We start from the raw sequence: 19,517 nt of genomic DNA, 5'->3' as shown, positions 1-19,517 counted from the left end.
TGGCCCCTCATCGGCAGCGCGCCGGGCGCGTCGCATACGACGTCCGTCCAGTCCGCCCATCGGGGCAGGACCGCCGTCCCTCGCCGTCGAACGACCGTCGACCGCCCGCCGGGCGCGGGATGGCGATTCGCGCTCAAGGTCTTGCACTGCGCTGCCGAAGAGGCGGGCGCTGTGACGATGACGGCGTCACCAGCCGGCGGACCCCCCGCTGGCCGGCCCGAGCAGGACGACCCGCTGCATCGCCACCTCGGCGAGCTCGTGGCGGGCGCGCGCGAGGCGATGGTCGCCGTCGACGACCAGGGCCGGATCGTGCTCGCCAACGCCGCCGCGGAGGCGCTCCTCGGCCGCTCGGCGGCGCAGCTCGCCGGCCGCCCGCTGTCCGACGTCGCGGCGTCAGGCGCCCCTGGGTGCTTCGTGGTGAGCGCCGTGCGCGACGTCGACGAGCGCCGCCGGTCGGAGGTGCGCTTCCGCCGCCTGCTCGAGTCGGCCCCCGACGCGATGGTCATCGCCGACGCAGCGGGCGCGATCGTCCTGGTCAACGCCCAGACCGAGCGCCTGTTCGGCTACGCCCGCGACGAGCTGCTGGGCCAGCCCGTCGAGCTCCTCGTCCCCGGCGCCGCGCGGGACCGCCACGCCGAGCACCGCGTGCGCTACGCGCGGGACCCCCACACGCGGGCGATGGGCGCGGGTCTGGAGCTGCACGGGCGACGCAAGGACGGATCGGAGTTCCCGGTGGAGATCTCGCTGAGCCCGCTCGAGACCGACGGCGAGAAGCTCGTGTCCGCGGCAGTGCGCGACATCTCGGACCGCCGCCGCGCGGAGCAGGACGCCTCGCACTTCCGCGCCGTCGTGCAGTCCTCGCACGACGCGATCATCGGCAAGGACCTCGACGGCCGGATCACGAGCTGGAACCCCGGCGCCGAGCGCCTGTACGGCTACGCCGCCGCCGAGGTCCTCGGCAAGTCCATCGCGATGCTCGTCCCGCCGGGCCACGACGACGACACGAGCGAGATCCTGCGGCGCGTGCGGACCGGCGAGCGGGTGGACGACCTGGAGACCGTGCGGGCGCGCAAGGACGGCACGCACGTCGACGTCTCGCTCACCGTCTCGCCCATCCGCGACCACGCCGGCGCCGTCGTCGGCATCGCGACGATCGCGCGCGACATCAGCGCCCGCCGGCGCTACCAGGAGCAGCTGCGGTTCCTGGCCGAGCACGACGCGCTGACCGGCACCCGCAATCGCCGCGGGTTCGAGCGCGACATCAGCGAGCAGGTCGGTCGCGCCCGGCGCTACGGCGAGCAGGCGGCCCTGCTGATGATCGACGTCGACGACTTCAAGGCGGTCAACGACCAGCACGGCCACAAGACGGGCGACCGCGCCCTCAAGGCGATCGCGGCCGCCCTTCGGCGGCGACTGCGCGAGACCGACGTCGTGGCGCGCATCGGCGGTGACGAGTTCGCCGTGCTGCTCCCCTACGCCGGAGCCGAGCAGGCCGAGGTCGTGCGACGCGACCTCCGCGACGCCGTCGCCGGGGTCCGCGTCGAGCTTCCGGGCGGCGGCGTGCTCGGCGTCCGGGCCAGCGTCGGCCTGGCGCTCATCGACCGCGAGACCCCCAGCGACGAGGCCGTCCTCGCCGAGGCCGACCGCGCGATGTACCGCGAGAAGCTCGCCGGGCGGCCGGCCCGCGACTAGCGCTCCGCCGCGACGTGCCGGGCCGTCGCCCCGGTGGCCGCGGTCGCGCTGCCGACCACCACCACCGGGCAGGCGGCGCCGTGGGCCAGCGCGTCTGACGGTCCGCCCGGCCCGAGGCGGTGGGCGCGCGGCCGCCGACCGACCACGACGAGGTCGACCTCCTGGGAGAGCCGCACCAGGACGGTCGCCGCCGCCCCTTCCTCCAGGCGCCCGGCGACGCGGCCGGGAAGCCGCTCGAGCGTCCGGGCGAGGAGCTCCTCCTTCGCGTGGCGCTCCTGCTCGGAGATGCCCTGCACGTCGACCGCGGAGGCAGCGGCGCCGCGCAGCGACGCCGGCAGGGGGGCGCAGGCGACGACGACGGTCAGCGCCGCGGCGAGCCGGTCGGCCAGCGCGACCGCCGTCTCGAGCACGGGCTCCGCGCCGTCGCGGCCGTCGTAGCCGGCCACGAGGCGCCGCGGCTCGACCGCGTGCTCGGCGTAGCCGGCGGGCGCGAAGGCGACCGGGCACGGCGCGCAGCGCAGCACCTCGCGCCCGACGTCCCCGAGGAACAGGCGGCCCAGAGCGCCGCGGCGCGACGAGCCCAGGACGATGAGGTCCGCCTCGTGCGACACCGCGGCCGCCACGATCGCGTCCGCGGGGCGCTCGTCCGTGACGGGGCACAGCTCCGCGTCGGCGAGGCCGTGGCCCGCGGCGGCCGCGTCGAGGTCGCCGCGCAGCGCCGCCGCCCGGACGGCGTCGGTGTCGCCGAGGGCGTCGATCCCGGCCACGTGGTTGCGCATGGGGAAGACGCCGACGAGCAGTGCGGGTCCGGCGCCGAGGGCCTGGGCCAGGGCGAGGGCGTCGCGACCGCCGTCAGCGCCGTCGACGCCGACGACGACGCGCAGCGGCGCGGTGGGGTCCGGCTCGAGGATCGACATGGCGCCACGCTAGATGCGCTCCTCTGCCCAGCCATGGGCCCTTCGTGCGGGACCGGCTGCGTAGTCGCCCGCAGCGCGGACCGGAGTGGCTCCCGATGCCGCGGCCTCGCGTCACCGCGACAGTGCGGCCATGTTCACGACGATCCCCGCCCGCGCGGCCGAGCTGCTCGACCGCCCCGCGTCCGACCTCGCGCGTGCCGGCGTGGTCCGCGTGCCGCCGACCGCCACGTTCGCCTTCGTCGCCCGGACCATGGCCGAGCACCACGTCCACGCGGTCCTGGTGGCCCAGGGCGACGACCTCCTCGGCTGGGTGACGGCCCGCGGCATGCTCCACAACCACGCGCGTGACTGGTCGACCGCGACGGCGCTCGACGCGGTCACGGAGCGACCGGCGAGGCTGCGCCACGACGCCACCCTCAGCGAGGCGATCGACGCGCTGGTGGGCAGCGGCGCCAGCCACGTGCTGCTCATGGACGACCGCGGCCGGCCGCTGAGCGTCCTGGCGGACTCCGACGTCGTCCGTCACGTCGGCGGCGTCGTCTGACGCCGCCCGCGGCTAGACCTCCGACTCGACGAGCCGCCGCACCGCGTCGAGCGTCGCCTTGACGTCGTCGTGGGACTGCACGTGCGTCGTCGTGAGGTCGAGCACGAGCTTGCTGCCGTCGCCGTCGGCCTCGACGTGCATCCGGCCGTGGTACGGGCCGTCGCCGGCGCCCCACTCGATGCTGTGGGACTCCTCGTCGGCGCGGAACCACGCCTCGCCGTGCTGGGTGTGACCGTCGTAGCGCGCTTCGACCTCGACCTTGTCGCCGCCCTTGGGCTCGGCCGCCGTCATCTGCGGGACGTAGTGGGGCAGGTTGCGGACGTCGGCGAGCGCCTGGAAGACGGCGTCGGGCGTGGCCGCGATGTGCTCGGCGTGCTGGTGGTCCATCGGTGTCCCTCCGGGGCCGGGTGCTGGTCGGCGCAGGTTCTCCCCCGGCGGGCCGGCCGTCAAGCCCGGCGCGCCTCCGTGGAAGTCCGCAGGCCGGCCCGTGACCTGCCGCGCCACGTCGCGGATCCAGCCCCGATGGACGGGCGCCGGCCCGCCCGTAGCGTCGCCGTCCATGGACGTCCTCGATCTCGCACGGCTCCAGTTCGCCTCCACGACGCTCTTCCACTTCGTCTTCGTCCCGCTCTCGATCGGGCTGGCGGCGTGGGTGGCCATCTGCCAGACCGCGGCCTACCGCACGGGCAAGGACGAGTGGGAGCAGGCCGCCAGGTTCTGGGGCAAGCTCTTCCTCGTCTCGTTCGCGCTGGGGGTCGCGACGGGCATCGTGCAGGAGTTCCAGTTCGGCATGAACTGGTCGGGCTACTCCCGCTACGTGGGCGACGTCTTCGGCGCGCCGCTGGCGATGGAGGCGCTCATCGCGTTCTTCCTGGAGTCCACCTTCCTGGGCCTGTGGATCTTCGGTCGGGGCCGCCTGTCCCCCAAGCTCCACCTCGCCACGATCTGGGCCGTCGCGATCGGCTCGATGCTCTCGGCGTACTTCATCCTCGCCGCCAACGCGTGGATGCAGCACCCGGTCGGCTACGAGATCAACGAGGCGACCGGCCGCGCGGAGATGACCTCGATCCTCGAGGTCCTGACGAACACGACCGCGCTGCTGGCCTTCCCGCACACGATCCTCGGGGCGTGGGCGACCGCCGGCATGGTCGTCGCCGCGGTCGCCGCGTGGCACCTCCGTCGCGGCACGCAGGCGGTCGCCATGGGGCGCACGCTGCGCATCGCGCTCGCCGTGACGCTCGCCGCGACGGCGCTCACCGGCGTGGTCGGCCACTTCCAGGGCATGCACCTCGTCGACGAGCAGCCGATGAAGATGGCGGCCGCCGAGGCGCTGTTCGAGACCAAGGAGCCGGCGCCGTTCTCGCTCTTCGCCACCGGCGACTGGACCCCCAACCCGGGCCGCACCAACGTGGACGTGCAGGTCCCGCGCGCCCTGTCCTTCCTGGCCCAGGGCAACTTCGACGCGAAGGTCCTGGGCATCAACGAGCTCAACGCCCGCTACCGGGCGCAGTACGGCCCTGGTGAGTACGCGCCGATCGTGGGCCTGACCTACTGGTCCTTCCGGATCATGGTCGGCCTGGCCATGGTGATGATGGCCCTCAGCGCGTGGCTGCTGTGGCGCTCGCGCCGGAGCATGGCCGCGCTCGGCCCGCGCTGGCTCAAGGTCCTGGTCCCGGCGGCGGCGCTGCCGTTCCTCGCGAACTTCGCCGGCTGGATCTTCACCGAGATGGGACGCCAGCCGTGGGTGGTGCAGGGCCTGCTCAAGACCGAGGACGCGATCTCGCCGTCCACCTCCGCGACCGAGGTCGGGCTGACGCTCGTGGGCTTCACCGCCGTCTACACGGTGTTCGGCCTCATCGGCTACCGCCTGTTCGCCCGGCTGGCCCGCAAGGGCCCCGACCCCCTGCCCGACGGCCCGCCCCAGCGGCCCGCCGGGACCTCCTCCGACGACCTCGTCCTCGCCTACTAGGAGCCCACTGCGATGACCACGCTCCAGACCGTCTGGTTCCTGCTGATCTGCGTCCTCTGGTCGGGCTACTTCGTCCTCGAGGGCTTCGACTTCGGCGTGGGGATGCTGCTGCGCAAGCTCGGCCGCACGGCCACCGAGCGCCGCGACCTGCTGCACACCTTCGGCCCCGTCTGGGACGGCAACGAGGTGTGGCTGCTGACCGCCGGCGGCGCGACCTTCGCCGCGTTCCCCGAGTGGTACGCGACGCTGTTCTCCGGCTTCTACCTGCCGCTCTTCCTCGTCCTGCTCGGGCTCATCCTGCGCAACGTCGGCGTCGAGCTCTGGGGCAAGGAGGACGGCGCGGCGTGGCGCTCGCGCTGGGAGTGGGCGATCGTCGTCGGCTCCGCGATCCCCGCGCTGCTGTGGGGTGTGGCGTGGGCCAACATCGTCAAGGGCGTGCCGCTGGACGCCGAGGGCGAGTACGTGGGCGGCTTCTTCGGGCTGCTGAACCCGTACGCGCTGCTGGGCGGCGTGCTGACGCTGACGCTCTTCCTCGCGCACGGCGCGCTGTTCCTGCAGCTGCGCACCCAGGGGGTCCTGCACGAGCGGGCGCAGGGCGCGGCCAGGCTGCTGACCGCCGCGGCGCTCGCCGTGGGCGCGACCTTCGCGCTGTGGACCGCGCTGCGCCAGGGCGCGGGCGACGGCGTCGAGGTCGTCTCCGTGGCCCTGCTGGCCGCCGCCGTCGCCGCCCTCGCCGTCGCTGCGGCCAGCGCGCTGCGCCGGCCGGCCGTGGCCTTCGGCGTGAGCGCCGCCGGCATCGTCCTGCTCTTCGCCGGCCTGTGGTCCGAGCTCTTCCCGAACGCCCTCGTGTCGTCGGGGCCCGGTGCCAGCCTGCGCCTCGAGGACGCCTCGTCGACGCCGTACACGCTCAAGGTCATGACGGTCGTGGCGGTCTGCATGGTCCCCGTCGTGCTCGCCTACCAGGCCTGGTCCTACTGGGTCTTCCGCCGGCGGGTCGGCGGTCCGGAGGCGGTCGAGGGCGACAGCCCGCTCGACCTCCTCGGCTCCCGCGAGGGTCCCGGCGAGGGCGGCCCGCGCCCGGCCGCCGCCGGGGGCTGAGGGTGCGCGCCACGGACCGGCGGCTGCTGCGCGAGGGCCGCGCGGCCCGGCACGCGGTGCTCGCGATCGGCGCGCTCGGCGTGCTGGCCGCCGGGCTCGTCGTGGCCCAGGCCCTGCTGCTGGCGCACCTGCTGTTCGAGGGCTTCCTCGGCCACCGCGCCATCGCCAGCCTCACCCCGACCGTGCTCGCCCTCCTCGGCGTCGTCGCGGCGCGGGCGGTCGTGGTCGGGGCCTTCGAGCTGGTCGGTCGCCTGGGCGCGCTGCGCGTCCTCGGCGAGCTGCGCGGCCGCCTGGCCTCGCACCTGCTGAGCGGCGCGCCGCTGGCCGCCGCCGGCGAGCGCAGCGGCGAGCTGGCGACGGTCGCCGTCCAGGGCGTGGACGCGCTCGAGGCATGGTTCTCGAAGTACCTGCCGCAGGTCGTGCTGAGCGTCACCATCCCGGTGGCGGTCCTCGCGGTCGTCCTTCCGCGCGACCTCGCGGCCGGGCTGGTCCTCGCCCTGACGATCCCGGTCCTCATCGTCTTCCTCGCGCTGGTCGGGCTCCTGGCGCGCGACAAGGTCCGCGCGCGCTTCGACGCCCTCCAGCTGCTGGGCGCCCACTTCTCGGACGTCGTGCGGGGACTGCCCACCCTGCGGGCGCACGTGCGCGAGCGGGCGCAGGAGCGCACGATCGCCGCCATCGGCGAGCGCTACCGGGCCGAGACCATGGCGACGCTGCGCGTCGCCTTCCTCTCCGCGTTCGTCCTCGAGCTCGGCGCGACGGTCGGGACCGCGCTGGTCGCGGCCACCGTCGGCATCCAGCTCGTCGAGGGCCACGTGGGGCTGGAGGCGGGGCTGGCCGTCCTGCTGCTCTGTCCCGAGCTCTACGCGCCCATCCGCGCCATGGGCCAGCAGCACCACGCCGCCGAGGAGGGCACCGCCGCGGCCGAGCGCCTCTACGCGGTCCTCGACCGGCCGGCGATCGCGCCCGCCCCCGCGCGCCCCGTGCCGGCCCCCGATCCCTCGCGCCTGCCCGTCCGGCTGGACGGCGTGCGCTTCGCCCACCCCGCGCGTGAGGGCGACGTCCTCCACGACCTCGACTTGGAGGTGGCGCCCGGCGAGGTGACCGCCCTGGTCGGCGCCTCCGGCGCGGGCAAGTCGACGGTCGCCGCGCTCGTGCTGCGCCTCGCCGACCCGGACGGCGGTGCGGTGCGCTGCGGCGACACCGACCTGCGCGACGTCGACCCCGACGCCTGGCGCGCCCAGGTCGCGTGGGTGCCCCAGCGCCCGATGCTCTTCGCCGGCACCCTCGCCGACGACGTCCGCCTGCTGCGTCCCGAGGCGACGGACGAGGAGGTCGCAGCCGCGCTGAAGGCGGCAGGAGCCGGCGACCTGGTCGCCGAGCTGCCCGACGGCCTGGCCACGCGCATCGGCGACGGCGGACGCGGCCTCTCGGCTGGCCAGGCCCAGCGCGTGGCGTTGGCCCGCGCCTTCTGCGCCGAGCGCCCGCTCGTGGTCCTCGACGAGCCGACCGCCCACCTGGACGCGCAGACGGCCGCACGGGTCGACGCGGCCATCGCCCGGCTCGCCGAAGGACGGACCGTGCTGCTGGTCGTCCACCGGCCGGAGCTCGCCGCCCGGGCCCACACCGTGGTCCGGCTCGACGGCGGCCGCTGCGCACCCGCCGTGCTCGAGGCGGTGGCGGCGTGAGTGCCCTGGCCGCCCGCGGTCGCGCGCTGCGCGAGGTCGTCCGCCTCGCGCCGCCCTCGTGGCCGCGGTTCGCGCTGGGCATCGCCCTCACGGCGCTGACGCTGCTGTGCGCCGTCGGGCTGCTCACGGTGTCCGGCGCCCTCATCTCGAAGGCGGCGCTGCGCCCGCCGGTCCTCGCGCTCGGCACGCTCATCGTGGGCGTGCGCTTCTTCGGCTTGTCCCGCGCGTGCCTGCGCTACGCCGAGCGCCTGGTGACCCACGACGTCGCCTTCCGCGCCCTGGCCACGCTGCGCGAGCGGTTCTTCGCCCGGCTCGCGCCACTCGTCCCCGGCGACCTCGGGGTGCGCCAGGGCGACCTCCTGGCGCGCTTCGTGCAGGACGTCGACGCGCTCCAGCACCTGCACCTGCGCGCCGCCGGCCCGCCGCTCGCCGCCCTGGTGGCGTCGACGGCCGCCGTCGCCGTCGCGTGGGTCATGCTGCCCGCCGCATCGCTCGTGCTCGCCGCGGGGCTCGCGGTGGCCGGCGTGCTCCTGCCGGCCGCCACGGCGTGGCTGGGGCGGGTCGCCGCCCGCCGCCAGGCGTCCGCGCGCGCCGCTCTCGCCACCGAGGTCCTCGAGGTGGTGCAGGGGGCGCCCGAGCTCGTCGTCGCCGGCCGGGGTGCCGACCGGCGTGCGCGCCTCGCCGCCGCCGACCGGCGCCTGCGGGCGCTGGCCGGCCGCGACGCGGTCGCCGCGGCGATGGCGACCGGGGCCGGCTCGCTGCTCCAGGGAGCCACCGCGGTGGCCGTCGCCGTCGTGGCGGTCCCGGCCGTCGAGGGCGGGCGGCTGGACGGGGTCCTCCTCGCGGCCCTGACGTTCCTCGCGCTCGCGTCCTTCGAGGCCGTCGCTCCCCTGCCCGCCGCCGCCCAGCAGCTCGACGCGTGCGCCGCGAGCGCGCAGCGGCTGCTCGACGTGACCGACCGCGCGCCGGCGGTCCGCGACCCCGCCGCGCCCCGTCCGCTGCCCGCGGGGGGCACGCTGGAGGTGCACGGCGCCGACGTCGCGCTCGGCGGCCGGCCGGTCCTGCGCGGGGCCACCCTGGCGCTCCAGCCGAGACGGGCGGTGGCGCTCCTCGGCCCCTCGGGCGGTGGCAAGACCACCCTGGCCTCGCTGCTCGTGCGCTTCCGCGACCCGGACGCCGGACGGGTGACGCTGGGCGGCGTGGACGTCCGCGACCTCGCCCAGGACGACGTGCGCCGGACCGTCTGCCTCGTCGCGCAGGACGCCCGCCTGTTCACCACGACGATCGCCGAGAACGTCCGGCTCGCGCGCCCCGAGGCCTCCGACGCCGAGGTGCGCCGGGCGCTCGAGGACGCGGGCCTGGGACCCTGGCTGGACGAGCTGCCCGACGGCCTGGCGACGCTCGTGGGCGAGGACGGCGCCCAGGTCAGCGGTGGCCAGCGCCAGCGCATCGCCCTGGCTCGCGGCCTGCTGTCCGGCGCCCGCTTCCTGGTGCTCGACGAGCCCACGGCCCACCTCGACCCCGAGGGCGCCGAGACGCTCCTGCGGGAGCTCCCGCGCCTCGCCGCCGGCCGCGGCGTCCTCGCCGTGGTGCACGACCGCCGCGGCCTCGAGGCCTTCGACGAGGTGCTCGAGCTGCGCGAGGGCCGCGTCGTCCCCGGCGACCTCAGCGCCGTCCCGGCGTGACCAGCCCGCTCTCGTAGGCCAGGACGACGAGCTGCGCCCGGTCGCGCGCGGGGAGCTTGCGCAGCAGGCGCGCGACGTGGGTCTTGGCGGTGAGCGGCGATACGACGAGCCGCTCGGCGACCTCGGCGTTGGACAGCCCCTGCCCCACGAGCGCCAGGACCTCGCACTCGCGGGGCGTGAGCTCGTCGAGCAGCGCGCCGTCGGCGTCGACCGGCCGGCCTTCCTGCGCGACGAACGCCTCGATGAGCCGGCGCGTGTGGCGCGGCGCGAGCAGCGCGTCCCCGGCGGCGACGACCCGGACGGCGTCGAGCAGGCCGGTCGGCTCGACGTCCTTGAGCAGGAAGCCGGCGGCGCCGGCGCGCAGCGCGCCGAAGACGTACTCGTCGAGCTCGAAGGTCGTGAGGACGACCACCCGCGTGCCGGCGAGCGCCGGGTCGGCGGTGATGTCGGCGGTCGCGGTGAGGCCGTCGACGTGCGGCATGCGGACGTCCATCAGGACGACGTCGGGCACGTGGTGGCGGGCGAGCTCCACCGCCTCGCGGCCGTCGGCCGCCTCGGCCACGACCGCGATGTCCGGCTCGGCGTCGAGCAGCGCGCGGAATCCCGCGCGCACGAGGACGTGGTCGTCGGCGAGCAGGACGGTCGTCACCGCGGCGCCCCCTGGGCGGGCAGCCGGGCCAGCACCCGCCAGCCGCCGCCGGGGGCAGGGCCGGACTCCAGCGTGCCGGCCAGCGCCGCCGCACGTTCGCGCATCCCGCGCACCCCCTGCCCGCGACCGTCGCCGGGCGCGGCCCCCTCGCCGACCCCGTCGTCGACGACCTCGAGGCGCACCGCCTCGCCGTCGCCGGCGACCCGCACCCGGACCGTCTGGGCCCGCGCGTGGCGCAGGACGTTGGTCAGGGCCTCCTGCACGATCCGATAGCCCGCGGCGTGCACCGGCGCGGGCGCCTGGACGGCCTCGTCGACGTCGAGCTCCACGCGCACGCCCGCGGCCCGCAGGGCGCCCGCCAGCTCGTCGAGGTCGTGCAGGCCGGCGGCCGGGCGCACCGGCGCGGCGTCGTCGTCGCCGGCCCGCAGGACGCCGAGCGTCGCGCGCAGCTCGTCGAGCGCCTCGCCGCTGGTGGCCTTGATCTGGCGCAGCGCCTCCTGGGCGTGCTCGGGGTCGCGCTCGACGAGGTGGGCGGCGACGCCGGCCTGGACGTTGACCGCGACGAGCGCGTGCGCCACGACGTCGTGGACGTCCTGGGCGATGCGCAGCCGCTCCTGCGCCATCCGCCGTCGCGCCTCCTCCTCGCGGGCGGCGGCCTGGCGCTCGGTGGCCTCGCTGCGCGAGCGGGCGACGTCCGCGGCGGCCAGCGCCAGGAGGCACAGCGCGGAGTTGCGCACGACGTTCTCGAGGAAGTCGGCTGTGGTGTCGGCGAACGGCAGGACGCCCGCCATGACGCAGGGCAGCAGCCCGATGCCCGCCCAGACGCTCTGGCGCCGCGTCCCGCGCGCGCCGAGCGTCGCCAGCGCGATCATCGGCAGGACGACGATCGTCTCGCCCGGCTCGAGCGCCCAGAGCGCGAGCACGATGCCCGCGGTCAGCAGCGGCCCGAGCAGGGCGAAGCCGAGCCGCTCGCGCAGCAGCAGCGGCAGGCAGCCGACGACGAGCAGCAGCTCCCGCCACCAGGTGATCGCCGGGCCCTTGTCGCTGAGCGCCGCGTCGAGCGTCAGCACCGGCACGACGAGCACCAGTGGCAGCCACGCCCGCAGGGCTCGGCTGCGCGCAAGCTGCTCCCGCATCCACCGGATCATCCTGCGCCGGCGTGCAGGTCGCCAAGCCCGCGGGGGTGCAGGCGGGCCAGCGGCCGCGGCGACCACCAGTTCCAGCGACCCAGCAGCGCCATGAGCGCCGGGACCAGCAGGGTGCGCACGACGAACGCGTCGACGAGGACGCCGACCGCGGTGGCGACGCCGATCTGCTGGATGAACGAGATGGAGCTCGTGCTGAAGGCGCCGATGGCGACGGCGAGCAGGAGCGCGGCAGCCGTCACGACCCGGCCGGTCCGCGCCAGGCCGATCGCCACCGCCTCGCGGTCCGGGACGCCGGCGTCGCGCAGCTCCTTGATGCGGCCCAGGAGGAAGACGCCGTAGTCGGTCGACAGCGCGAACACGAGCGCGGCAGTGACCAGGAAGTCGCTGGGCTCGACGCCGCCGTTGGGGGTGTAGCCGAGCAGCCCGGTCAGATGGCCGCCCTGGTAGATGATCGTCAGCGGCGCGAGCGCGGCGCCGACGGTCAGGACGTTCATCAGCACGGCCTTGAGCGGCAGGACGACGGAGCCGGTCATGAGCCACAGGACGAGCATCGTCAGGCCGGCGAGCAGCCCGAGCGCGAGGCCCAGCCGCGAGCCGAGAGCGGCCTGCTGGTCGACGAACTCCGCGGCGCTGCCGCCGACGCGGACGTCGAAGGGCGCGCTGAGGTCCCGGACGTCCTCGACGACGTGGCGGGCCACGGCCCCGGCCGGGTCGCCCGGCACGACCGCGTCGAGCTGCCAGGTGGACCCGCCGAGGTGCCGCGGCGGCGTGACCTGCTCCACGCCGGCGACGCGCGCCACCTCCGCGGCGAAGGCGCGGACCTGCGCACCGTCGGAGGCGGGCGCCGAGACGGCGAGCAGCACGGGCTCGCGGGTGCGCTCGCCGCCGGCGGCGGCGAGGCGGTCGGCGACCTCGCGCGAGCTCTTGCCCTCCGGGATCGCCGTCGCGTCGACGGGCGTCCACGTCGTGCTGAGCGCCGGCGAGGCGAGGGCGAGCATCGCCGCCGCGGTGATGGCGGCGACCGGACCGGGGCGCCGCATGACCGCGTGCGCGAGGCGGTGCCAGCGCGCCTCGCCGCGCGCGGCTCCGCGGTCGTGGCGGGCGAGCTTCGCGCCCCAGAGCGTGAGCAGCGGCGGGGCGACCGCGAGCGTCGCCAGCGCGGCGACGACGGCGACCGTGGCACCGGCGATGCCCATCGAGCGCAGGAACTCCTGCGGGAAGACGGTCAGCGTGATGAGCGCGCAGGCGACCGTGGCTGCCGAGAAGACGACGGTGCGCCCCGCCGTGCGCATCGTCGCGGCGACCGCCTCCGGGCCCTCGCCGCGCGTCGCGAGCTCCTCGCGGAAGCGCGTGACGACGAACAGCGTGTAGTCGATGGCCAGGCCGAGCCCGAGGCCGATGACGAGGTTCAGCGCGAAGACGTTGAGGCCGTGGACGGCGTCGATGCCCGTGAGGGCGAGGAACGTGCCGAGGACCGTCGTGACGCCGACGAGCAGCGGCAGCCACGTCGCCCGCCCGCGGAAGAACAGCAGCGACAGCAGCAGCAGGAGCGGGAACGCGAGCATCTCGGCCCGCGCGAGGTCGCCGGAGATCGTGTCGCCCAGCTGGAAGCCCGCGACCGCCCCGCCGCCGACGGTGATGCCCCGCTGGCCGTCGAAGGCGGCGAGGGCCGCTTCGGCGACCGCGTCGTCGTCGGCGTCCGCGCGCAGGGTCGCGGTCGCGACGGCGTCGTCGCCGAGCCGCCCGCCGTCACGGGCGCTCGCGACGCCCGGCAGCCGTGCCAGCCGGTCGACGACGCCCGCGACGCGCTGGGGCGTCGGAGCGTCGACGAGGACGACGACGCCGCCGTGGGGCGCGCGGCCGGTGGCCGCCTCGACGCGCTCCACGGCGACCTGCGAGTCGGCGCCGGCGGCCACGAAGCCGCCGTCGCTGCTGAGGCGGTCGGCGACCGGGCCGCCCACCACCCCGGCGACGAGCACGAACGCGAGCAGCGCGAGGAGCGCGCGGCGCGGGTGGGCGATGAGCCGGCGGACGAGCATGGGCGCCATCGTGGCGCGGCGCGTCGCCGCGCACATCGGCCCGCGGGAGGCACTTCGCCGCCCCTTCCGTACACCCCCGGGAGTACGCCAAGATCCGGCCATGTCCGCCACGACGACCACCACGAACGGCGCCGGCGCCGCGCGGGCCACCGACCCCGCCGGCGTCGTCGAGGCCTTCCTCGCAGCGATGGAGGCGGGCGACGTCGACGCCGCCGTCGCCCTCCTGGACGACGACATCGCCTACACGAACGTCTCCCTGCCCACCATCCACGGCCGCCGCGGCGTGGAGCGCCTCGCCCGGCTCGTCTTCGACCGGCTCGGCATGCACTTCCGCGTCGTCGTCCACGGCATCGCGGTCGAGGGCGACGTCGTCCTCACCGAGCGCACCGACGCCCTCGGCCTCGGCCGCTTCGAACAGCGCTTCTGGGTCTGCGGGCGCTTCGAGGTCCGCGACGGCCGCATCACCGTCTGGCGCGACTACTTCGACTGGGCCGACATCACCGTCTCGCTGCTGCGCGGCGCCCTCGGTGCGGTGGTGCCGGCGCTCAACCGGCGCTGGCCGAGCGGCGGGTAGGCCGGCCCGGGCGCAGGTGGTCCCGCCGCGCGGACCACGACCCCCCGGACGCCACCGCGGTCGGAGGTCCGTCCTCACGGCCCCCGCGACGGCGCGCGAGCGTGAGTGGGGACTTGCGCTCGCATGGCGAGCGGAACTCCCCGTTCACCGCCCGGCGCCCCGCGGAGACCGCGCACGCCGCGTGCTTCCCCTCCCTCATTGCCGGACCGCCGCCGCCTCGCGCGCCAGCCGCCGGTCGCGCAGGATGGACGCGCCGGCACCCACGAGCAGGATCGTCGCGATGACGCTGAGGCTGATCGCCGGGGAGATCTTCCCCACGAGCTCGCCCAGCACGAGCTTGATCGCGATGAAGCCGAGCAGGGCGGCGAGCGCGGCCTTGAGGTAGTAGAGGCGCTCGACGAGGTCGGCGACGAGGAAGAACAGCGGGCGCAGGCCGAGCAGCGCGAACGCGTTGGCCGCGAAGACGACGTACGTGTCGTCGGTGATCGCGAGGATCGCGGGGACGGAGTCGACCGCGAAGAGCACGTCGGCCACGGCGACCGCCGCGAGCGCCGCGCCGCCCGCGGTGAGCAGGCGCTTGCCGCCGGCCTTCGTCGTCAGCGCCGTGCCGTGCTCGCCCTCGGCGATCGGCAGCCAGCGGCGCAGGCGCCCGACGATCGCGTCGGAGTCGCTGTGGTCGTGGCGGTGCTGCCAGATGCGCCAGGCGGTCGCGGCGAGCAGCGCGGCGAACAGGAAGCTCACCCAGCCGAAGGCGTGCAGGACGGCGGCGCCGGCGACGATGAACCCGGCGCGCATCACCAGCGCGCCGACGATGCCGTAGGTCAGCAGGCGGTGGCGCTGGCTCGCGGCGATCCCGAACGACGAGAAGACGAGCAGGAACACGAAGACGTTGTCCAGCGACAGGGACTTCTCGACCAGGTAGCCGGCGAGGTACGCGTTGGCCTGGCCGTCGTCGCCGAGCACGAGCAGCACGACGAAGAACAGGACGGAGACGCCGACCCAGGCGGCGCTGGCGATGGCCGCCTGGCGGGTGGACATGGCACCGTCGCGGCCACGGACCACGAGCAGGTCCACGACGAGCAGGACGGCGATGGCGGCGACCAGGCCGATCCAGGCACCGGTCGGGGAGTCGAGGAGGTCGAACACGGGCGGGGTCCCTTCTGCGGGTCGTTGACGGACTCGCGAAGGTCTCTCCGGCCCGGGAGGGCCCACGAGCGCCGGGCCTCGCGGCCGTGCTGACGACGCTCGTCGACGGGGTACTGCCCTTCGACGTCCTGGACGGTGGCAGCCCTTCCTGAAGGGCGCCTAAGGGACCGCCGGCACCGCTGGGCGACGCCGGCGCCCGCCACGAGCGCGCACGCGTCGTCGAGCGCGAGCACCGCGTCGCGCTGCAGGTAGCGCAGCGCGGCGACCGCGGCGGCCGAGGCCTGGGCGCTCGATCCGGCGCACGCCTCCGGGACGATGCGGACGTGCAGGTCGTGCTGGTGGGCGTCGACGCCGGTGTAGTGGACGCACACGTCCGTGAGCATCCCGGTCAGCACGACCGTGTCCACGTCCAGACCGCGCAGCAGCAGGTCGAGGTCGGTGGAGAAGAACGCGCTGTAGCGGCGCTTGCGCACCAGCAGGTCCTGCGACGCCACGGGCAGGACGAGCTCCGCGCCCGGGGTGCCCTCGACGCAGTGCACCGGCTCGTCGCCGTCGAGCTCGCGGCCGAAGTCGACGTGCTGCGGGCGGTGCAGCTCCTGGGTCCAGACGACCGGCGTCCCGCCCTCGCGCGCGGCGGCGACCATCGCCTCGATCGCGGCCAGCGCCGGGCGCGCGACCTCCGGGCCGACCATGTCGACGAAGTCGGACTGCGGGTCGATGACGAGCAGCGCCGGCCTCATGCGAGCGCCGCCACGTGGTGGCGCCAGCCGCCGCTGGCGGTGACGTCCACGGCGTCGGCCACGGCGTGGGCCTCGCAGAGGAAGCCGTGGACCGCGCGGCCGTCCTCGAGCTCGAGCGTCCCGATCGCCAGCGGCGCGCGGACACCTGCGAGGAAGCTCCCGACGGCGGCCGATGGCAACCGCCAGACCTCGGCCTCGATCGCCGCGCCGGCCGCCTCGTCGCGGACGAGGCCGGGACGGCCCGTGCCGTCGGCGAGGTCGAAGAGCCGGTAGGCGGGCGCGGTGCGCACCGCGCCCACGAGCTGCGCACCGGCGTCGAGCAGCTCGCCGTTGCGCGCCATGCCGTGCAGGTGGGCCCCGACCACGGCGACGTCGAGCGTCTCCGTCCCCGCGCGCTCGAGGCGCCCGGCGAGGCCGAGCAGGCGCTCGTCGCTCCACGCCGGGCCGACGAGCGTCGCCCCGAAGGGCAGCCCGTCGACGCGCGCCGCGCCCGGTACCGCGACGGCCGCGAGGTCGAGGAGGTTCACGAAGTTCGTGTAGGTCCCGAGGCGCGCGTTGACGCCGACCGGGTCCGCGGCGACCTCGTCGAAGGTCGGGTGGCACGGCGCCGTGGGCAGGACCAGGGCACTCACGCGCGACCACACCGGCTCGGTCGCGCGGCGCAGCGCGGCCAGGCGCTCCTGGGCGCGGAAGAGGTCGGATGCGCGCAGGTCGCGCCCGCCCAGGACGATCGCCTCGACCGTCGGGTCGCACGCGACGTCGGGGTCCTCGAGCCACGCGCCGAACGCGGCGTAGCGCTCGGCCAGCCACGGCCCCTCGTAGAGCAGGCGCGCCGCTTGCAGGAAGGGTGCGACGTCGACCTCGACCACCTCGTCGGCGGCCAGGGCCGCGCGAGCGACCGTCGCCCGCCAGGCGTCGCGCACCGCGCCGTCCTCCAGCGCCTCGAGGTCCTCCGCGCGGGGGACGCCGAGGACCGCCCCGTCGGGCGCCCCCGGCGACGTGGCGGGCGCCCGGCGGGCGAACGGGTCGGCGGCGTCGAACCCGTCGACCACCGCCAGCACCGCCGCCGCGTCGGCCGCGTCGCGCGCGAAGACCGAGGCGCAGTCCAGCGACCGGCAGGCCGGCAGCAGCCCGCTCGTGCTCAGCCGGCCGAGCGTCGGCTTGAGCCCCAGGATCCCGTTGAACGCCGCGGGCACACGCCCGGAGCCGGCGGTGTCCGTCCCCAGGGCGAAGGCGACGAGCCCCGCCGCGACCGCGACGCCGGAGCCCGAGCTCGACCCGCCGCTCACGCGCTCGGGGTCGACCACGGACCGTGGCGCGCCGTGGGGCGACCGGGTGCCCACGAGCCCCGTGGCGAACTGGTCCATGTTCGTCTTGCCGACGAGGACTGCCCCCGCGTCGAGCAGTCGCTGCACGACGAACGCCGAGTGCTCAGCGATGCTCGCAACGCCGGGACAGGCCGCCGTCGTCGGCATCCCCGCCACGTCGAGGTTGTCCTTGACCGCGAACGGCACGCCGAGCAGCGGCAGGTCGCGCGGGCCGGCGTCGAGCTGGGCGGCGCGGGCGCGCAGCGCGCGGTCGTCCACGCGCGAGATCCACACCGCCGGGTCGGCGTGCGCGGCGCACGCCGCCAGCACCTCCTCGACCGTCGACCCGACCGTGCGCTCGCCGCGCTGGTGGGCGGCGGCGAGCGCGAGCACCCCGAAGGTCACGCCGCCACCGCCCGCCAGGCGTCGCGCTCGGCCGCGAACGCCGCCTGCTGCGTCGCGCGGAACGCCGCGATCGACCCGGCGTGCTCGTCGACGAAGCCGAGGTGGTCGGCGAGCCGGAAGACCACGTCCTCGGTCCGCGGCTCGGCGTACGCCGCGCGCAGCCGGCCGAGCTCCTCCGTCGAGACCGGGTGGAAGCGCAGCTGGTCGAAGGCCCGCAGCCGCCACGGCGTCCCGCCCTCGATGTCACGCGGGTTCCACACCTGTGTCGTGCGTCCCACGAGCTGGTAGCCGCCGGGCCCCTCCATCCCGTAGACGCAGAGGTACGCACCGCCGATGCCGACGGCGTTCTCGGGCGTCCACGTGCGGGCCGGGTTGTACTTCGTCGTCACGAGCCGGTGGCGCGGGTCCAGCGGGACGGCCACGGGGGCGCCGAGGTACACGTCGCCCAGGCCGAGCACGAGGTACGAGGCGTCGAAGACGACGCGGTGGACGTCCTCGGCCGACGCCAGGCCGTTCACCCGCCGGATGAACTCGATGTTGTCCGGGCACCAGGGCGCGTCCGGGCGCACGATGCGCATGTAGCGCGCGACCGCCTCGCGGGCCTGCGGGTCGTCCCACGACAGCGGCAGGTGCACGACGCGGCCGCGCACCTCGAGGTCGTCGACGTCCCCGAGCTCCGCCGCCAGCGCGCGCACGCGCCCCTCGAGGTCCTCGGCGGCGACCTCGCGCGGGTCGAACTGCACCTGCAGCGAGCGGATGCCCGCGGTCAGGTCGCGCACGCCGTCGATCGCCGCCTCCTCGAGGCGCTGCTCGAGGGCATGGGCCCGCAGGCGCAGCCGCAGGTCCAGCGTCATCTCGCCGAACTCGACGAGCAGCGCGCCGTCGCCGCAGCGGCGCACGACGACGTCGGAGCCCGCGTCGGCCGCAAGGCGCACCGGAGCCGGTGCCCGCCACGGCCGCGCCTTGGGGTCCAGCGCGCGCTCCTGGCGCTCGTCGAGCCAGCGCGCCTGCGCGGCGTCGACGCACTCGAGGCCGACGGTGTCACCCGGGCGCAGCTGGCCGAGCTTCCACTGGTCGGCCTGGACGACGACGCACGGCGAGACGAAGCCGCCGAGGCTCGGCCCGTCGGGGCCGATGAGCACCGGCGTGTCGCCCGTGAAGATCAGCGAGCCGACGACGTAGGCGTTGTCGTGGAGGTTGGACGGGTGCAGGCCCGCGTCGCCGCCGTCGGTGCGCGCCCAGTCCGGGATGTCGCCCTCCAGGCGCACGCCGGTGCGGTCGGACTGCGCGCCGACGGTCCAGCGCTGGCCGAAGATCGACGCGAGGTCCTCGTCGGTGAGGTACTCCGGGATGTCGTGCGGGCCGCGGCGCACCCGCAGCGTCCAGTCGCGGCGCAGCACCGGGCGCAGTCCGACGTTCAGCGCGCGGGCCGGCCCGACGGCGTCGTGGTCGACCGGGAGGCGGTCGCCGGGCGCGAGCGGCCGGCCCTCGAAGCCGCCGAAGCCGCCGAGCGGGAACGTCGCCCGGCTGCCGAGGACCTCCGGGACGTCGATGCCGCCGGTGACGGCCACGTACGTGCGCATGCCCGGCCCGCGGGCGAAGCCGAGCGCCAGCTCCTCCCCCGCCGCCACCGCGATGGGCTCCCACAGGCCGACGGGTTCGCCGTCGAGCGTCGCGCCGGGGTCGGCGCCGCCGAGGACGACGGTCGCGGGCCCGTCGAAGCGCGCCCGGAAGCCGCCGACCGTCACCTCGATGGCCGCCGTCTCCCCCGGGTTGCCGGCGATGCGGTTGGCCAGGCGGAACGACAGCGCGTCCATCGGCCCCGACGGCGGCACGCCGACCGGCCACAGCCCGCGCCGGCCCGGATGCTCCTGCACCGTCGCCATCGGCCCGGCCGCCAGGACCTCGAGCGCCAC

At 76.1% G+C, this 19,517-nt stretch carries 15 protein-coding genes and 1 pseudogene; 7 read left to right on the top strand and 9 right to left on the bottom strand.

The features are described 5' to 3' along the window. The first annotated feature begins 177 nt into the window (after positions 1-177). Positions 178-1,692, top strand: a complete 1,515-nt coding sequence (locus JUB12_RS19225; RefSeq protein ID WP_205697055.1) for a PAS domain S-box protein — start codon at positions 178-180, stop codon at positions 1,690-1,692. Here the strand turns inward: JUB12_RS19225 and JUB12_RS19220 are convergent. Beyond that, on the bottom strand, positions 1,689-2,609 hold the full coding sequence (locus JUB12_RS19220; protein ID WP_205697054.1) for a universal stress protein: 921 nt from the start codon (positions 2,607-2,609) through the stop codon (positions 1,689-1,691). The genes JUB12_RS19225 and JUB12_RS19220 overlap by 4 nt on opposite strands. A 130-nt stretch (positions 2,610-2,739) precedes the next feature. Here JUB12_RS19220 and JUB12_RS19215 point away from each other — a divergent pair, with 130 nt between their 5' ends. Continuing rightward, positions 2,740-3,153 carry a CBS domain-containing protein gene (locus JUB12_RS19215; protein WP_205697053.1) on the top strand — a complete coding sequence of 138 codons (414 nt, stop codon included), beginning with the start codon at positions 2,740-2,742 and terminating at the stop codon, positions 3,151-3,153. Positions 3,154-3,165: 12 nt separating this feature from the next. Here the strand turns inward: JUB12_RS19215 and JUB12_RS19210 are convergent, their stop codons facing one another. Then, complete coding sequence (locus tag JUB12_RS19210; protein WP_205697052.1) at positions 3,166-3,540, bottom strand: SRPBCC family protein; 375 nt, start codon at positions 3,538-3,540, stop codon at positions 3,166-3,168. Between the two features lie 172 nt (positions 3,541-3,712). On the opposite strand from JUB12_RS19210, the gene JUB12_RS19205 reads away from it, so the two are divergent. From JUB12_RS19205 to cydC, 4 genes are read left to right on the top strand one after another with little or no spacing between them, the layout of a single operon-like run. Next, the gene (locus tag JUB12_RS19205; protein ID WP_205697051.1) at positions 3,713-5,122 is read left to right on the top strand and encodes a cytochrome ubiquinol oxidase subunit I; all 1,410 of its coding nucleotides are present in this window, start codon (positions 3,713-3,715) and stop codon (positions 5,120-5,122) included. A gap of 12 nt (positions 5,123-5,134) precedes the next feature. Continuing rightward, positions 5,135-6,220 carry a cytochrome d ubiquinol oxidase subunit II gene (gene cydB / locus JUB12_RS19200; protein ID WP_205697050.1) on the top strand — a complete coding sequence of 362 codons (1,086 nt, stop codon included), beginning with the start codon at positions 5,135-5,137 and terminating at the stop codon, positions 6,218-6,220. Positions 6,221-6,222: 2 nt separating this feature from the next. Continuing rightward, complete coding sequence (gene cydD / locus JUB12_RS19195) at positions 6,223-7,908, top strand: thiol reductant ABC exporter subunit CydD (RefSeq protein ID WP_205697049.1); 1,686 nt, start codon at positions 6,223-6,225, stop codon at positions 7,906-7,908. Beyond that, a complete protein-coding gene (gene cydC, locus JUB12_RS19190) occupies positions 7,905-9,593 on the top strand; it encodes a thiol reductant ABC exporter subunit CydC (protein WP_205697048.1) in 1,689 nt (562 codons plus the stop codon). The genes cydD and cydC overlap by 4 nt, the downstream gene beginning before the upstream one ends. On the opposite strand, the gene JUB12_RS19185 is transcribed toward cydC, so the two are convergent. Genes JUB12_RS19185 through JUB12_RS19175 form a run of 3 tightly spaced genes read right to left on the bottom strand, consistent with a single transcriptional unit; the run spans position 9,574 to position 13,429 of the window. Continuing rightward, entirely contained in the window at positions 9,574-10,242 is a 669-nt protein-coding gene (locus JUB12_RS19185) for a response regulator transcription factor (protein WP_205697047.1), read from the bottom strand. The two genes, cydC and JUB12_RS19185, sit on opposite strands and share 20 nt — an antisense overlap. Further along, positions 10,239-11,378 (bottom strand): sensor histidine kinase, encoded by a 1,140-nt coding sequence (locus JUB12_RS19180; protein WP_205697046.1) that lies wholly within the window; start codon positions 11,376-11,378, stop codon positions 10,239-10,241. The genes JUB12_RS19185 and JUB12_RS19180 overlap by 4 nt, the downstream gene beginning before the upstream one ends. A gap of 8 nt (positions 11,379-11,386) precedes the next feature. Then, entirely contained in the window at positions 11,387-13,429 is a 2,043-nt protein-coding gene (locus JUB12_RS19175) for an MMPL family transporter (protein ID WP_205697045.1), read from the bottom strand. A gap of 100 nt (positions 13,430-13,529) precedes the next feature. Between JUB12_RS19175 and JUB12_RS19170 the strand changes: the two genes are divergently transcribed. Further along, positions 13,530-14,003: a limonene-1,2-epoxide hydrolase family protein gene (locus JUB12_RS19170; RefSeq protein ID WP_205697044.1), complete on the top strand. Its 474-nt coding sequence runs from the start codon at positions 13,530-13,532 to the stop codon at positions 14,001-14,003. Between the two features lie 195 nt (positions 14,004-14,198). On the opposite strand, the gene JUB12_RS22160 is transcribed toward JUB12_RS19170, so the two are convergent. From JUB12_RS22160 to JUB12_RS19155, 4 genes and pseudogenes are all read right to left on the bottom strand, one after another. Next, a complete protein-coding gene (locus JUB12_RS22160) occupies positions 14,199-15,149 on the bottom strand; it encodes a TerC/Alx family metal homeostasis membrane protein (RefSeq protein WP_241004322.1) in 951 nt (316 codons plus the stop codon). 263 nt (positions 15,150-15,412) lie between these two features. Beyond that, positions 15,413-15,889 (bottom strand): annotated as a pseudogene (locus JUB12_RS22415) (cysteine hydrolase family protein); the annotation flags it as partial. Beyond that, entirely contained in the window at positions 15,886-17,601 is a 1,716-nt protein-coding gene (atzF, locus tag JUB12_RS19160; protein ID WP_205697042.1) for an allophanate hydrolase, read from the bottom strand. The gene atzF and the pseudogene JUB12_RS22415, both read right to left, overlap by 4 nt. Beyond that, complete coding sequence (locus JUB12_RS19155) at positions 17,598-19,517, bottom strand: 5-oxoprolinase/urea amidolyase family protein (protein WP_205697041.1); 1,920 nt, start codon at positions 19,515-19,517, stop codon at positions 17,598-17,600. Before JUB12_RS19155 ends, atzF begins: the two co-directional genes overlap by 4 nt.

This window comes from Conexibacter sp. SYSU D00693 (assembly GCF_017084525.1).
Lineage (GTDB): Bacteria > Actinomycetota > Thermoleophilia > Solirubrobacterales > Solirubrobacteraceae > Baekduia.
Note: the sequence above shows the minus strand (reverse complement) of the source record. Positions and strands in the feature narration are given on the sequence as shown.